Here is a 14,503-nt window from a genome sequence, read left to right on the forward strand (position 1 = left end):
AATCATGGACTAGTAGACCATTGGCTTAGTCGCGATCTTCGATGGTTATTCGGCTGGCATCTCCACGCTGGTGACGTCGGCGGCGATCTCGCCCCGAGCTGTTCGGGCGTTGATCCGGTCGCCGGGGGCAAGGCCTGAGGCGTCACGCACGATGTTGCCGCCGGCATCGCGAACGATGGCGTAACCACGCCCCAGGGTTGCCAGGGGGCTAACGACGTTGAGTGTTTGCGCGACGTGCTCAAATTGATCCTGACGCTGCTTTAGTTGCATCTGGATTGCCGAGTTCAGTTTTTCTGATACGCGCGCCAAGGCGCTCTGGCTATCTGCAAGCCGGCGACCCGGTGATTGCGTCATCAGCCGTTGTCCCAGGTTTTCACTGCGCACAGTCAGGCGCTCGAGCCGCTGACTGATGGTCTGCATCAGTCGCAGTTCCAGGTCATCCATCCGCTGGGCTTTTTCGAGCAGTTCGCGCCGCGGATCCCGGAGTCGCGCACCCAAATGCTCAAGTTCGGTGCCGAATCGCTTCAGTGCGCGCTGAACGGCGTTTGCCAGCCGGAGTTCGCGTTCGTTGAGCTGTCGTAGCCAGTCCCGCTGGTCCGGAGAAATCTTTTCGGCCGCTGCCGAAGGCGTTGGCGCCCGCAGGTCAGCAACAAAATCGGCGATGGTGACGTCCACCTCGTGGCCGACCGCACTGACCGTGGGGATCGGACAGTTGGCAATGGCGCGCGCTACCACCTCTTCGTTGAAGCACCAGAGGTCTTCCAGGGAGCCGCCGCCCCGGCCAATGATCAGCACGTCGGCCACACCGTGGCTCTGCGCTCGCTCAATTGCCTGAACGATGTCGCCGGTTGCGGCTTTGCCCTGCACCGCAGTCGGGTAGAGCGTGACCGGGATGGCGGGGCAGCGGCGGGCCAGTACCGTTAGGATATCGTGGATGGCGGCGCCGGTTGGCGAGGTGACAACGCCGATGTGCCTGGGTGTGGATGGAAGCGGTTTCTTTCTGGCGGCGTCGAACAGGCCCTCGCCCTGCAATTTGCGCTTCAATTCTTCGTAGGCCTGCTGAAGTTCGCCCAGTCCCGCCGGTTCCATATGCTCGACAATGATCTGAAAGTCACCGCGGTTCTCGTACAGGGTGACCTTGCCGCGAATCCGGATCTGGTCGCCTTCCTTCGGCATTTCACGAATGCGCTGGTTAAAACCCCGGAACATCGCGCAGCGAACCTGGCATTTGCGATCTTTCAGGGAAAAGTACCAGTGGCCCGACGAGGGTCGGGACAGGCCAGAGATTTCCCCCTCCACCCAGACCTGCATAAAGCTGGATTCCAGAAGGTGTCGGGCCTGATGGTTTAGCTCGCTGACGCTCAGGGCTCGCGGCCTGGAGTCCTGAAAAGCGGGGGTTGTCCGGGGTGATCGGTAGTCTTCCATACGCAATAGCCGAAAATCTGAAGGATAAAAAATGACAGAATTCAAGAGGATGCAATCGTACCTTAAAAAAGGTGCGGTTTACTGTCTCGATACGCCCCTTTATAATGGATCGATTAAGGATTTTGCTTTGCTGTGCCGCCGCGAGTACAGCAGGTAATCTCCCAACTTAGCACGTTCAAAAGGCGGATCCCAATGCTGCGAATTGCCGAAGAAGCCCTCACATTTGATGATGTTTTGCTGGTCCCCGGATATTCCGAAGTTCTACCTCACGAAGTTAATCTGCAAACGCAGTTGACCAAGGGGATTACCCTCAATATCCCGCTGCTGTCGTCTGCGATGGACACAGTAACTGATGCCGAGCTGGCTATTGCCATGGCTCAGGAAGGCGGTATTGGCATCATGCACAAGAATATGACGGTTGAACAGCAGGCAGCTGCAGTCCGCAAGGTGAAGAAGTTTGAGAGCGGCGTGGTTAAGGATCCGATCACCGTTTCTCCGGATACCACCGTGCGGGAATTGGTGGATATCACAACGGCAAATAGCATTTCCGGTCTGCCAGTGGTTGATGGCAACGATCTGATCGGAATTGTGACCGGTCGCGACATTCGTTTCGAAAGCCGTATGGATACCCCGGTTCGGGACATCATGACGCCCAAGGATAAGCTGGTAACGGTAAAAGAGGGTGCCAGCCTCGATGACGTTAAAGAGCTGCTTCACCGTCATCGCATCGAGAAGGTGTTGGTTGTTAATGACAACTTTGAACTGCGCGGCCTGATTACCGTGAAGGATATCCAGAAGGCGAAGGACTATCCGCTGGCGTGCAAGGACGACCAAGGCCGTCTGCGTGCTGGCGCCGCGGTGAGCACCGGCGGTGATACCGAAGCCCGTATTTCGGCCCTTGCCGAGGCCGGCGTGGATGTCATTGTTATCGACACCGCCCATGGTCACTCAAGAGGCGTACTTGAGCGCGTTCGCTGGGCCAAGCAGAACTTCCCGGAAGTGCAGGTAATAGGTGGCAATATTGCCACTTCCGAGGCCGCGATTGCCTTGGCGGATGCCGGTGCGGATGCGGTCAAGGTGGGTATCGGCCCTGGTTCCATCTGTACAACCAGAATCGTGGCGGGCATTGGTGTGCCCCAGATCTCAGCCGTTTCCAATGTGGCAGCAGCGCTGAAAGACAGAGGTGTTCCGCTAATCGCTGACGGTGGCATCCGTTTCTCGGGTGATATTGCCAAAGCCATCGCGGCCGGTGCCCACAGCGTAATGATTGGCAGCCTGCTTGCCGGTACCGACGAGGCGCCGGGCGAGGTCGAGTTGTTCCAGGGCCGTAGTTATAAGGCCTATCGCGGCATGGGTTCCATCGGTGCCATGGGGCAGGGTTCTAGCGACCGGTACTTCCAGGACGCCAGCAAGGGTATTGAGAAGCTGGTTCCGGAAGGCATCGAAGGCCGTGTTGCCTGTAAGGGCCCAATGCGCAATATCGTGCATCAGCTTGTCGGAGGCCTGCGCGCCTCCATGGGTTACACCGGCAGTGCCACCATGGAAGAGATGCGCACCAAGCCAGAGTTTGTGCGCATCACCAATGCCGGTATGCGGGAGAGTCACGTACACGATGTGACCATCACCAAAGAAGCGCCCAACTACCGTATCGGTTAATTATTGCCTTATCCAAACGCGGCTCACCCTTGAGCCGCGTTGCTTTTTCTGACCCGAGGACTTCATGGCCCAGAATATTCACGACCACCGCATCCTGATTCTCGATTTCGGTTCCCAGTACACCCAGTTGATTGCGCGTCGAGTGCGGGAAATTGGCGTTTACTGCGAAATCAAAGCGTTCGATATTACCGATGAAGAGCTGGATGACTTCAATCCCAAGGGCATCATCCTGGCTGGCGGTCCGGAGTCGGTGACCCAGCTGGGTGGGCCGCGTGCGCCTGAGGGTCTTTTTGAGCGGGGCATTCCGGTGCTGGGTATCTGTTACGGCATGCAGACCATGGCAGAGCAGCTTGGCGGCCGGGTGGCCAGTTCCGAGAAGCGGGAATTTGGCTATGCCCAGGTCAAAGTTCGGGCCACCGGTCCGCTACTGCAGGACATTACCGACCATCTGACCGGCACCGGCGATTCCCTGCTGGATGTTTGGATGAGTCACGGTGACAAGGTTGTGGCGATGCCGGAAGGCTTCGAGCTGCTGGCCTCCACCGAGAGTGCGCCGATTGCCGCAATGCAGGACCTCGAACGGAACCTTTACGGTGTGCAGTTCCACCCGGAAGTCACCCACACGCTGCAGGGTAAGCGCATTCTGGAGCATTTCGTTCACAATATTTGTGGCTGTGAGGCGCTCTGGACGCCGGCGAAGATTGTGGACGACGCAGTGCGCCAGATCCGCGAGCAGGTCGGTACCGATAAAGTCCTGCTTGGCCTGTCCGGTGGTGTCGACTCCTCGGTGACTGCAGCGCTGCTGCACAAGGCCATCGGCGAGCAGCTTACCTGTGTGTTCGTGGATAATGGCCTGTTGCGTCTGCACGAGGGCGACCAGGTCATGGATATGTTTGCCAGCAACATGGGCGTGAAAGTGATTCGGGTGGATGCCGAAGATCTGTTCCTGTCCAAGCTCAAGGGTGTCGACGATCCCGAGCAGAAACGAAAGATCATTGGCAACACCTTCATCGACGTGTTCGATGAAGAGGCGACCACCATCAAGGATGTGAACTGGCTGGCCCAGGGCACCATTTACCCGGATGTGATTGAGTCTGCGGCGTCCAAAACTGGCAAGGCCCATGTTATCAAGTCGCACCACAACGTTGGTGGTCTGCCTGAAACCATGAAGCTGAAGCTGGTTGAGCCCCTTCGCGAGCTGTTCAAGGACGAGGTTCGTCGCATCGGCTTGGAGCTTGGCCTGCCGTACGATATGGTCTACCGGCACCCGTTCCCGGGGCCAGGCCTCGGTGTTCGTATCCTGGGTGAAGTGAAAAAGGAATACGCGGACATTCTGCGCCGGGCCGACGCCATCTTCCTGGAAGAATTGCACCGGGCAGATCTATACCACAAGACCAGCCAGGCTTTCGCCGTGTTCCTGCCGGTCAAGTCGGTCGGGGTTGTCGGTGATGCCCGTCGCTACGAGTACGTCGTGGCCTTGCGTGCAGTAGAAACCATCGATTTCATGACCGCGCGTTGGGCTCACCTGCCGTATGATTTGTTGGAAACTGTCTCCAACCGCATTATCAACGAAATCTCCGGGGTTTCCCGGGTGACTTACGACGTCTCGTCCAAGCCACCTGCTACCATTGAATGGGAATAAGCGGGCAGAAATGCCTGTGCCAGCCGGAACCGAGATGACCGATGAGGCCTGGATGGCGCGGGCGCTTGAGCTCGCTGCCCAGGCAGCATCGGTTGGTGAGGTGCCCGTTGGCGCCATCGTTGTTCTTGACGGTCGGGAGGTCGGGGCTGGATTCAACGCCCCGATCACCGGCTGTGACCCCACCGCCCACGCCGAGATCCGAGCTCTTCGCGATGCCGCAGCCCGGGTTGGCAACTATCGTTTGTCCGGCGCTACTCTTTACGTAACACTTGAGCCTTGTACGATGTGCGTTGGCGCTATTGTACACAGCCGTGTTAGCCGTTTGGTCTACGGCGCTACCGAGCCCAAGGCCGGTGCGGTGGAGTCGGCGAGAAGAACGTTGGAAGAGCCGCATCTGAATTGGAATGTGGAGGCGGTAGCGGGGGTTCTGCAGCAGCGATGCAGCTGGATCATCAGCGAATTTTTCAGCGCCCGACGCGAGGAGCGGCGGCAGAGTCGGAAAAAATCTTCAGGGAAAGGTGAATAGCAGCATGAAGGTACTGGTTACCGGCGGAGCCGGATATATTGGCAGTCATGTGGTGCGTCAGTTGGCGCAGGCAGGCCACGATATTGTGGTGTTCGATAACCTGTCGACCGGATACCGCTGGGCGGTTACGGCCGGTGAGCTGGTGGTTGGGGATCTGGCTGACGAAGCCGCCATCGACGATGTGTTTGCCAGGCATGAGTTTGATGCAGTGCTACACTTTGCCGCGCATATTGTGGTCCCGGAATCGGTCGCCAATCCCCTCAAGTATTACAGCAATAACACCCGCAACACCCTTAATCTGCTCAAGGCGGTGGAGCGGCACGACGTTCCCTACATGGTGTTCTCGTCCACCGCGGCCGTCTATGGCATGCCTGAGCAGACCGTGCTGACGGAAGATCTGCCGCTGGCGCCAATCAATCCCTACGGCGCCTCGAAGATGATGAGTGAGCGGATGATCATGGATCTGGCGGCCGCTTCAAATCTCAACTACGTGACTCTTCGCTATTTTAACGTGGCGGGCGCCAATCCTGACGGTAAGTTAGGGCAGGCGACCCCTGAGGCCACTCATCTGATCAAGGTGGCCTGCGAATGCGTTACAGGTCAGCGCGATGGCATGAGTGTGTTCGGAACCGATTACGACACCCGCGACGGTACCTGCGTCCGTGATTACATCCATGTCGAAGATCTCGCCAAGGCCCACGTGATGGCGCTGGACTATATGGCGCAGGGTGGCGAATCCAGCGTTCTTAACTGCGGATATGGCCGCGGCTTCACCGTTAATGAGGTGATTGATGTGGTCAAGGCGCAGTCTGGCGTGGATTTTCCAGTTGAACAGGTCGGTCGCCGTGCCGGTGACCCAGCTGCCTTGATGGCCGATAACGCCCGTATCAAGGCGACGCTGGGCTGGACCCCAGATTTTGACAATCTCGATACCATCGTTAGCACTGCGCTGGCGTGGGAAGCCATCTGGCAGAAAAAAAAGAGCTCTACAGTGTGAGGGCAGAGTTTGTCCCCCTCTCACTGCGCCTCTCACCATGGCAGGAATGATTGAATGAATATTACGATTTTCGGAACCGGTTACGTTGGGTTGGTTACAGGCGCTTGCCTGGCGGACGTTGGCCACAACGTGCTCTGCATGGACGTCGACAAGGCCAAGATTGAAAAGCTGGAAAATGGCCAGATCCCTATTTTTGAGCCGGGCCTTGAGGCCATCGTCAAGCACACGGTTGCCGCCGGGCGCCTGTCGTTTACCACCAATGCCGAAGCAGCGGTCAAGCACGGTGTACTCCAGTTCATCGCCGTTGGCACGCCGCCCGACGAGGACGGTTCGGCCGATCTTCAGTACGTGACTGCGGTGGCCCGATCCATCGGCCAGTACATGGATGATTACAAGGTGGTGGTGGACAAGTCCACGGTGCCGGTTGGGACAGCCGACAAGGTGCGTGCCGCGGTTCGGTCTGAGCTGGACCGCCGCAATCTTGAGCTTGATTTCGATGTGGTCTCCAACCCTGAATTCCTGAAGGAAGGGGCGGCCATCAACGACTTCATGAAGCCGGATCGGATTGTGGTCGGTACCGACAGCGACAAGGCTTCGGAGATGTTGCGTGAGGTTTATTACCCGTTCAACCGCTCCCATGATCGCATGATCTTCATGGACGTGCGTTCAGCGGAACTGACCAAGTACGCCGCCAACGCCATGCTTGCCACCAAGATCAGCTTCATGAATGAAGTGGCGAACCTGGCGGAGCGATTGGGGGCCGATATTGAAGCCGTACGTCAGGGTATCGGGTCCGATCCGCGCATTGGCTATCACTTCATTTACCCTGGTTGCGGCTACGGCGGTTCCTGCTTTCCGAAGGACGTTCAGGCGCTGGCGCGCACGGCCCGTGACTGCGATTACGAGTCTCGCTTGTTAAATGCCGTAGAGGCGGTCAATTACGCCCAAAAGTACGTTTTGTTCGACAAGGTATCCCATTATTTTCGGGGTGAATTGAAGGGCAAAGTGGTCGCCGTGTGGGGGCTGGCATTCAAGCCCAACACCGACGACATGCGTGAGGCGTCATCACGAACCCTGATGGAAAACTTGTGGAAGGCCGGGGCCGTGGTTCAGGCGTTTGATCCCGAGGCCATGGAAGAAACGCAGCGGATCTACGGCGACCACGATGGTTTGACCCTGTGTGGTACCAAGGAGCAGGCTCTTAAGGGAGCGGACGTCCTGGTCATATGCACAGAGTGGAAGGAGTTCCGTTCGCCGGATTTCGAGGCCATTGCGTCGACGCTCAGAGAGCCAGCGGTGTTTGATGGTCGCAACCTTTACGAGCCCGAGATGCTCCATCGTTATGGCCTGATCTACTACGCCATCGGGCGGGGCCAAAACCAATTCAGTTCGGTGCAATGATGGCGGATGATACGGGCTTTCAGCTCCACCAACGCCTGGCGTCAGACACCGTCAGTCTCGGGCGCAGCCAGTTGTGTGAGATTCGCCTGATGAACGACAGCACCTGGCCCTGGTTGTTGCTGGTGCCAGCGGTGGCTGGCATTCGGGAGATCTATGAGCTCTCGGACCAGCAGCAAGCGCGCTTGGTGTACGAGTCCTCGGAGCTGAGTCGGGGCATGATGGAGTTGTTTGCCGGCGACAAAATGAACGTTGCGGCGCTGGGTAACATGGTTCCCCAGCTCCACCTGCATCACATTGTCCGGTTTGTGGACGACCCGGCCTGGCCGGGACCGGTTTGGGGAGTCCAGCCTCCGGTGCCCTATAGCCAAGAGGCCCTGGCGGTCGTTCAGGAGAAACTTGAGCCGGTTCTGGCGCGGCTTAGGCAGCGGTAAAAGGCAGGCATAAAAAAAGCCCGCCGAAGAGGGCGGGCTTAAGGCTACCTGGAAAGGTAACGACTCAACAATGGAAGGTGTATCGTCTTCCATTACCAACCACGGAGCCGCTTTCAAAAAGGTTCCAACGGATTTAATTTTTTTGTGACTTCGCTCTTTGGGCAATGCTTTGCGAGCCCAGCAAAATCATCCGCAGTTCAGTCTTCAGCTTCAATTTAAGCTCTTCCCGTTCCTTGGCGTTGGCATCCAGCGCCTCCGCGCCCTGATTGAAAACCAGTGTAACCATGGCCTCGGCAACAAGTCGGGCGTCCGCCAGTGGTTTGCCCTGTTCGTCGGCAAAGCGGCGCAGGTCGTCAGCCAGTTCGGTTACGAAGTGGTCGATTTCGGCCTTGATGGCGGTACGGAAGGGCTTGGATACCCCGGTGCGCTCGCGCAGCATCAGCCGGAACAGGTTGGCGTTGTTGCCAAGGTATTCCATGAACGTCTCGACCGAAGTGGAAATAGCGCTGCCGTCGCGGGCAATGCGCTTGCGGGCCTGGCGCATCAATTGTCGTAACGCCACGCCTCCCTCGTCCACCAGGGCAAGGCCGAGCTCGTCCAGTTCGGAGAAGTGCCGGTAGAAGGAGGTGGGAGCAATGCCAGCTTCACGAGCCACCTCGCGCAGGCTCAGGCTGCCGAAGCCCCGGTCGGCACTCAGTTGTGCCAGGGCTGCGTCCATCAGGGCGCGACGGGTACGAAGTTTCTGCTCGGCTCTGGACGACAAGGTGGGGCTCCATCTACTGCGTGAACCGTGCATTCTAGCGGTCTGTCGGCGGTGAGTCATCCGCCTGCCGAGAACGCCGCGAATGACGCCTGATTTTCAGCGACATTGTGTTTATAATGGGCGGCTTTTCCAGTATGGTCCCGACGATATTTTTGCGGACCAAATTTAAGCAGCAAGGTAAGCCACGCCCGCTTACTTGCCCAGACATTACGCACACATCAGAAATAACGGGAACCGGTATGCGCAGTCATTATTGCGGTGGGATCAACGAATCCCACATCGATCAGGAAGTCACACTCTGCGGATGGGTACATCGCCGCCGTGACCATGGGGGTGTCATCTTCCTCGATCTGCGGGATCGGGACGGTATGTCCCAGGTTGTGGTCGATCCAGACACGCCCGAGAGTTTCGCGCTGGCGGAAAAGGTGCGCAGCGAGTTTGTTATCAAGGTGACCGGCCGGGTCCGTCGTCGTCCTGCAGGTACCGAGAATAACAGCATGCCGACGGGCCAGGTTGAGTTGCTGGGTAAAGAGCTGAGCATCCTCAACGCTGCCGCCACGCCGCCGTTCCCGCTGGATGAGCATGTTGATGTGGGTGAGGATGTGCGCCTGCGCTACCGCTTTGTCGACCTGCGTCGTCCGGAAATGATCAATCGTCTGCGGTTCCGTTCACGGGTAACCAGCTACATCCGGAACTACCTCGACGGCAACGGCTTCATGGACGTGGAAACGCCGATCCTGACCCGTGCCACCCCGGAAGGCGCCCGTGACTACCTGGTGCCAAGCCGCACCCACGAGGGTTCTTTCTTTGCGTTGCCGCAGTCGCCCCAGCTGTTCAAGCAGCTGCTGATGGTGTCCGGCGTTGATCGCTACTACCAGATTGCCAAGTGCTTCCGTGACGAAGATCTGCGGGCAGATCGTCAGCCGGAGTTCACCCAGGTGGACATCGAGGCCTCGTTCATCGACGAAGAAACCCTGATGGGCCTGAACGAAGACATGATTCGTTCGCTGTTTAAGGACGTGCTGGACGTTGAATTGCCAAGCTTCCCGCGCATGCCGCACGCCGAAGCCATGCAGCGCTACGGCAGTGACAAGCCGGACTTGCGGATTCCGCTGGAACTGATTGATGTTGCGGACCTGGTTGAAAGTGTCGACTTCAAGGTGTTTGCCGGTCCGGCCAAGGACCCGAAGGGTCGTGTGGCGGCCCTGCGCGTGCCCAAGGGCGGCGACCTGAGCCGTAAGCAGATCGACGAGTACACCAAGTTCGTTGGTATCTACGGTGCCAAGGGCCTGGCCTACATCAAGGTCAACGACCTGTCCAAGGGCGTTGAAGGTCTGCAATCGCCGATCATCAAGTTCCTGGGCGACGACGTCGCTCTGGCGATGATGGAGCGTGTAGGCGCAGAAGATGGCGATATCGTGTTCTTCGGTGCCGACAAGACCACGGTGGTCAATGAGGCGCTGGGTGCGCTGCGGATCAAGGTTGGTCATGATCTTGAGCTGCTGACCAGCGATTGGGCACCGTTGTGGGTTGTCGACTTCCCAATGTTCGAGGAAACCCCGGACGGCAGCCTGACCGCCATCCACCACCCGTTCACCGCGCCGTCCTGCAGTGTGGAAGAGCTCGCCGCGAATCCTGCCACTGCGCTTTCCCGGGCCTATGACATGGTGCTGAACGGTACCGAGCTTGGTGGCGGTTCCATCCGTATCCACAACGAGCAGATGCAGGAAGCGGTGTTCCGCATCCTGGGCATTGGCGAAGAAGAAGCCCGTGCGAAATTCGGCTTCCTGCTGGACGCGCTGAAATACGGTTGCCCGCCGCACGGTGGTCTGGCGTTTGGTCTGGATCGACTGATCATGCTGATGACTGGATCGTCATCCATTCGCGACGTGATCGCTTTCCCGAAAACCCAGAGCGCGACCTGCCTGATGACCCAGGCACCCGGTGAGGTGGACGATAAGCAGCTGAAAGAGCTGCACATTCGTCGCCGAAAGTCTGCCAAGGCCGCCGAGGGCGCTGAGCAGGCAAAGAGCGAGTAAATCCGAAGACCGGGCGCGCGGATGATCGCGCGCCCAGACGATGGATGGAGTGGTTTTATGGCTGGTCACAGTAAATGGGCCAACATCAAACACCGCAAAGCAGCCCAGGATGCCAAGCGTGGCAAAATCTTCACCAAGATCATCCGAGAGCTGAGTGTTGCCGCCCGCCAGGGCGGTGGCAACCCCGATGATAACCCGCGACTGCGGGCAGTTATCGACAAGGCGCTCACCGCCAATATGAAGAAAGACACCATTGAGCGTGCCATAGAGCGGGGCGCTGGTGGTGGCGATGACAGCAACTACGAAGAGCTCACCTATGAGGGCTATGGTCCTGGTGGTGTCGCGGTGTTCGTAGAGGCGATGACCGATAACAAGAACCGCACCGTTGCCGAAATCAGGCACGCCTTCAACAAGATGGGCGGTAATCTGGGTACCGACGGTTCGGTTGCCTATTTGTTCAGTAAACAGGGCATAATCAGCTACGGCCCTGATGTAGCTGAGGACTCGCTTCTGGAGGCCGCCCTCGAAGCCGGGGCGGAAGACCTGGAGGCCCAGGAGGACGGTTCGTTCGAAATCGTCACTCTGCCCGAGGAGTTCCTGGATGTTAAGGACGCCCTGGTGGCCTCGGGTTTCAAGCCTGACAACGCCGAAGTGACCATGGTGCCGGCCACCCGTGTTGAACTGGACCGGGACGGAGCCGAAACCATACTGAAACTGATCGATATGCTGGAAGATCTGGACGACGTCCAGAACGTCTACTACAACGCCGATATCTCCGGCGACATCATGGATTCGCTGTAACCCAACGGGAGTATCGATTTGGCGATCATTCTGGGCGTGGATCCGGGATCCAGAATTACCGGTTTTGGTCTGATCCGGGCCGAAGGTCGCAGCATCGAGTACATCGACAGCGGCTGTATCCGGGTGGGCGAAAAGCCCATGGCCCAGCGTCTGCAAACTATCTTCCATAGCCTGGCCACGCTCATCGGTGAGTATCGACCCGAGGAATTTGCCATCGAGCAGGTGTTCATGGCGAGGAATCCGGACTCTGCGCTGAAGCTGGGGCAGGCCCGTGGAGCTGCCATTGTCAGTGCGGCCAACAGCGGCCTGCCTGTCCATGAATACTCTGCCCGCCAGGTCAAGCAGGCGGTCGTGGGTAAGGGTAGTGCCGATAAGTCCCAGGTGCAGCATATGGTTCAGGCCCTTCTGGCACTCTCGCGCAAACCCCAGGAAGATGCGGCGGACGCCCTTGCCATTGCCCTGTGCCATGCCCACATGAGCCAGAGCATACTGCGCGTCGCCGGTGCCGGCGGCAAGGCCCGAAGTGGCCGAATGCGGCAACAATAAACTGCTCCCAGGAGCGAGAGGAGAGAGCCCTTGATTGGTCGTATCCGAGGAATGCTGATCGAAAAAGCGCCAGGCCAGGTGCTGGTGGAAAGTGCCGGCCTGGGCTACGAAGTCGACATTCCCTACACCTCGTTTTTTCACCTCCCCGAAACCGGACAGGAAGTCATACTGCATACCCACTTTGCCGTCCGTGAGGATGCCCAGCATCTGTATGGGTTCGCTTCGCGTCTGGATCGAGATGTATTTCGTCTGCTGATCAAAGTAAACGGAGTGGGGCCAAAGCTCGCAGTTGCCATTTTGTCGGGTCTGGATGCAGAGCAGTTTATTCGGTGCGTTGAGAACCGGGATGTAAATGCACTGGTCAAGTTGCCGGGTGTTGGTAAGAAGACTGCTGAACGCCTGCTTATTGAAATGGCGGATAGGATAGGGCAACTTGAGGGGCAGTTCGTTCCAGCATCGCCAGAAGCGACAGGCTCTGTTGAGCCTCGTGGGGCTATGCAGGCGAGAGCGCCCGCCCCGAAGGACGAGGCCGAGGCCGCATTGATTGCTCTGGGCTACAAACCCCAGGAGGCCGCAAAAGCGATTTCCAAGGTCGCTGAAGATGGAATGACCAGCGAGGCGCTGATCAGGCTTGCCCTGCGCAATATGATTCCGGCCTGATGACGATGCCGTAATATGTCGCCCATGTAGAGCCAAACCTGTAGAGAGCGTAACGTGACACCCCGCAAGCTGTTTGTACAATTGGTGCCACTGGTTAACTCAGAGGTAAGCGCTAAAGGCACGATGTTGAATCCCAATGAACGGATGATGCCATGATCGAATCCGACCGACTGATTTCAGCCAGGGCCGGTGATTACGAAGAGGTTCAGGATCGGGCGATCCGTCCTGGCTTGCTGGCCGAGTATGTTGGTCAGCCGGCAGTGCGCGAGCAGATGGATATCTTCATCTCTGCCGCCCGAGGCCGCGACGAAGCGCTTGACCATGTGCTGATTTTCGGTCCGCCGGGTCTCGGTAAAACGACCCTGGCGAACATCATCGCTAACGAAATGGGGGTGTCGATCAAGACGACTTCCGGCCCGGTGTTGGAAAAGGCCGGCGATCTCGCCGCCATGTTGACCAACCTGGAAGAAGGCGATGTGCTTTTTATCGATGAGATCCATCGCCTGAGCGCAGCCGTGGAAGAAGTGCTGTACCCGGCGATGGAAGACTATCAGCTCGATATAATGATTGGTGAGGGGCCTGCGGCCCGCTCAATCAAGCTGGATCTGCCGCCTTTTACTCTGGTAGGCGCCACGACCCGGGCCGGACTGTTGACGTCGCCACTGCGGGATCGTTTTGGCATAGTCCAGCGGCTCGAGTTTTACAACACTGATGACCTGACCAACATCATCATGCGTTCGGCCAGGCTGTCGTCGGTCGCCATTGATGAGGCCGGTGCGTTTGAAATTGCCCGTCGGTCCCGCGGCACGCCGCGCATTGCCAACAGGCTGTTGCGCCGCGTGCGGGATTTCGCCGAGGTGCGATCCGATGGCCATATCAGTTCTGATATCGCCGACCAGGCATTGAACATGCTGAAAGTGGATAGCCGGGGGTTCGATCATATGGACCGTCGACTGTTGCTGGCGATGATTGAAAAATTCGACGGCGGCCCGGTCGGCGTCGAAAGTCTGGCTGCAGCAATCAGTGAGGAGCGGGGCACAATTGAAGATGTCCTGGAGCCTTTCCTGATTCAGCAGGGCTATATGGTGCGCACGCCGCGGGGGCGGATGGTTACGTCCAATGCCTACCAGCACTTTGGTGTGGTGCCACCGAAATCGGGCAAAGAGGAGGATCTCTTTGACTGAGCCGTCGTGCGGTGACGTGTTTGAGTTGCCGGTTCGTGTCTACATCGAGGATACGGACGCCGGTGGCATTGTGTTCCATGCCAAGTACCTGCACTACATGGAGCGGGCTCGTACCGAATGGGTTCGCAGTTGTGGGGTCGGCCTGCGCGCAGGCCTCGCTGAGAATATCAGCTATGTTGTACAGCGTATGGCGATACATTATGCGGTGCCGGCACGGCTGGACGATCAGTTGCTGATCTCGGCAGAGCCTCAGGGCTACGGCCGGGTGTGGATGAGCTTCAAACAGCGGGTTCTGCGCGCCGAAGACCGGGCCTTGCTGTGTGAAGCCGATGTGAGAGTGGCCTGTGTGGCGCTGGACAGTGGCCGCCCACGCCGATTACCCGAGAACATGCAGGCGTTGCTTGAAAGCAACGTTCAGACAACGGAATAAGC

General features: G+C 58.2%; 14 protein-coding genes. 12 read left to right on the plus strand and 2 right to left on the minus strand.

Going from position 1 to position 14,503, the window contains the following annotated elements:
• Nucleotides 1–45 precede the first annotated feature (45 nt).
• Nucleotides 46–1,425 (minus strand): exodeoxyribonuclease VII large subunit, encoded by a 1,380-nt coding sequence (xseA, locus tag FGO67_RS10085; RefSeq protein ID WP_203300573.1) that lies wholly within the window; start codon nt 1,423–1,425, stop codon nt 46–48.
• A 192-nt stretch (nt 1,426–1,617) separates the two neighbouring features.
• Between xseA and guaB the strand changes: the two genes are divergently transcribed.
• The 6 genes from guaB to FGO67_RS10115 all read left to right on the plus strand — a co-directional run bounded on the left by guaB (nt 1,618) and on the right by FGO67_RS10115 (nt 8,078).
• Entirely contained in the window at nt 1,618–3,081 is a 1,464-nt protein-coding gene (guaB, locus tag FGO67_RS10090) for an IMP dehydrogenase (protein ID WP_203300574.1), read from the plus strand.
• A 64-nt stretch (nt 3,082–3,145) separates the two neighbouring features.
• Complete coding sequence (guaA, locus tag FGO67_RS10095) at nt 3,146–4,723, plus strand: glutamine-hydrolyzing GMP synthase (RefSeq protein WP_203300575.1); 1,578 nt, start codon at nt 3,146–3,148, stop codon at nt 4,721–4,723.
• A 34-nt stretch (nt 4,724–4,757) separates the two neighbouring features.
• Nucleotides 4,758–5,249 (plus strand): tRNA adenosine(34) deaminase TadA, encoded by a 492-nt coding sequence (gene tadA, locus FGO67_RS10100; protein WP_238942323.1) that lies wholly within the window; start codon nt 4,758–4,760, stop codon nt 5,247–5,249.
• A 4-nt stretch (nt 5,250–5,253) separates the two neighbouring features.
• Nucleotides 5,254–6,246, plus strand: a complete 993-nt coding sequence (galE, locus tag FGO67_RS10105) for a UDP-glucose 4-epimerase GalE (RefSeq protein WP_203300577.1) — start codon at nt 5,254–5,256, stop codon at nt 6,244–6,246.
• Between the two features lie 54 nt (nt 6,247–6,300).
• Nucleotides 6,301–7,647, plus strand: a complete 1,347-nt coding sequence (locus tag FGO67_RS10110; protein ID WP_203300578.1) for a UDP-glucose dehydrogenase family protein — start codon at nt 6,301–6,303, stop codon at nt 7,645–7,647.
• Nucleotides 7,647–8,078 carry an HIT domain-containing protein gene (locus FGO67_RS10115; protein ID WP_203300579.1) on the plus strand — a complete coding sequence of 144 codons (432 nt, stop codon included), beginning with the start codon at nt 7,647–7,649 and terminating at the stop codon, nt 8,076–8,078. Before FGO67_RS10110 ends, FGO67_RS10115 begins: the two co-directional genes overlap by 1 nt.
• 133 nt (nt 8,079–8,211) lie before the next feature.
• Here FGO67_RS10115 and fabR read toward each other — a convergent pair whose 3' ends face one another.
• Complete coding sequence (fabR, locus tag FGO67_RS10120) at nt 8,212–8,841, minus strand: HTH-type transcriptional repressor FabR (RefSeq protein ID WP_203300580.1); 630 nt, start codon at nt 8,839–8,841, stop codon at nt 8,212–8,214.
• A gap of 239 nt (nt 8,842–9,080) precedes the next feature.
• Between fabR and aspS the strand changes: the two genes are divergently transcribed.
• The 6 genes from aspS (at nt 9,081) to ybgC (ending at nt 14,501) form a co-directional block, all read left to right on the plus strand.
• Nucleotides 9,081–10,880, plus strand: coding sequence for an aspartate--tRNA ligase (gene aspS / locus FGO67_RS10125; RefSeq protein ID WP_203300581.1), 1,800 nt, complete (start codon nt 9,081–9,083; stop codon nt 10,878–10,880).
• Nucleotides 10,881–10,937: 57 nt separating this feature from the next.
• The gene (locus FGO67_RS10130) at nt 10,938–11,681 is read left to right on the plus strand and encodes a YebC/PmpR family DNA-binding transcriptional regulator (RefSeq protein ID WP_203300582.1); all 744 of its coding nucleotides are present in this window, start codon (nt 10,938–10,940) and stop codon (nt 11,679–11,681) included.
• An 18-nt stretch (nt 11,682–11,699) separates the two neighbouring features.
• On the plus strand, nt 11,700–12,227 hold the full coding sequence (gene ruvC / locus FGO67_RS10135) for a crossover junction endodeoxyribonuclease RuvC (RefSeq protein ID WP_203300583.1): 528 nt from the start codon (nt 11,700–11,702) through the stop codon (nt 12,225–12,227).
• Nucleotides 12,228–12,257: 30 nt separating this feature from the next.
• Complete coding sequence (gene ruvA, locus FGO67_RS10140; protein WP_203300584.1) at nt 12,258–12,887, plus strand: Holliday junction branch migration protein RuvA; 630 nt, start codon at nt 12,258–12,260, stop codon at nt 12,885–12,887.
• Nucleotides 12,888–13,039: 152 nt separating this feature from the next.
• Nucleotides 13,040–14,071: a Holliday junction branch migration DNA helicase RuvB gene (gene ruvB / locus FGO67_RS10145; protein WP_203300585.1), complete on the plus strand. Its 1,032-nt coding sequence runs from the start codon at nt 13,040–13,042 to the stop codon at nt 14,069–14,071.
• Nucleotides 14,064–14,501: a tol-pal system-associated acyl-CoA thioesterase gene (gene ybgC, locus FGO67_RS10150; protein WP_238942324.1), complete on the plus strand. Its 438-nt coding sequence runs from the start codon at nt 14,064–14,066 to the stop codon at nt 14,499–14,501. The genes ruvB and ybgC overlap by 8 nt, the downstream gene beginning before the upstream one ends.
• Nucleotides 14,502–14,503 lie beyond the last annotated feature (2 nt).

The organism is Marinobacter sediminum (genome assembly GCF_016820575.1).
Lineage (GTDB): Bacteria > Pseudomonadota > Gammaproteobacteria > Pseudomonadales > Oleiphilaceae > Marinobacter > Marinobacter sediminum.

Coding starts and splice junctions, on each gene's coding strand:
- guaB (WP_203300574.1), top strand. CDS start 1,618: ATGCTGCGAATTGCCGAAGAAGCCCTCACATTTGATGATGTTTTGCTG.
- aspS (WP_203300581.1), top strand. CDS start 9,081: ATGCGCAGTCATTATTGCGGTGGGATCAACGAATCCCACATCGATCAG.
- tadA (WP_238942323.1), top strand. CDS start 4,758: ATGACCGATGAGGCCTGGATGGCGCGGGCGCTTGAGCTCGCTGCCCAG.
- FGO67_RS10115 (WP_203300579.1), top strand. CDS start 7,647: ATGGCGGATGATACGGGCTTTCAGCTCCACCAACGCCTGGCGTCAGAC.
- xseA (WP_203300573.1), bottom strand. CDS start 1,425: ATGGAAGACTACCGATCACCCCGGACAACCCCCGCTTTTCAGGACTCC.
- ruvB (WP_203300585.1), top strand. CDS start 13,040: ATGATCGAATCCGACCGACTGATTTCAGCCAGGGCCGGTGATTACGAA.
- guaA (WP_203300575.1), top strand. CDS start 3,146: ATGGCCCAGAATATTCACGACCACCGCATCCTGATTCTCGATTTCGGT.
- FGO67_RS10130 (WP_203300582.1), top strand. CDS start 10,938: ATGGCTGGTCACAGTAAATGGGCCAACATCAAACACCGCAAAGCAGCC.
- galE (WP_203300577.1), top strand. CDS start 5,254: ATGAAGGTACTGGTTACCGGCGGAGCCGGATATATTGGCAGTCATGTG.
- FGO67_RS10110 (WP_203300578.1), top strand. CDS start 6,301: ATGAATATTACGATTTTCGGAACCGGTTACGTTGGGTTGGTTACAGGC.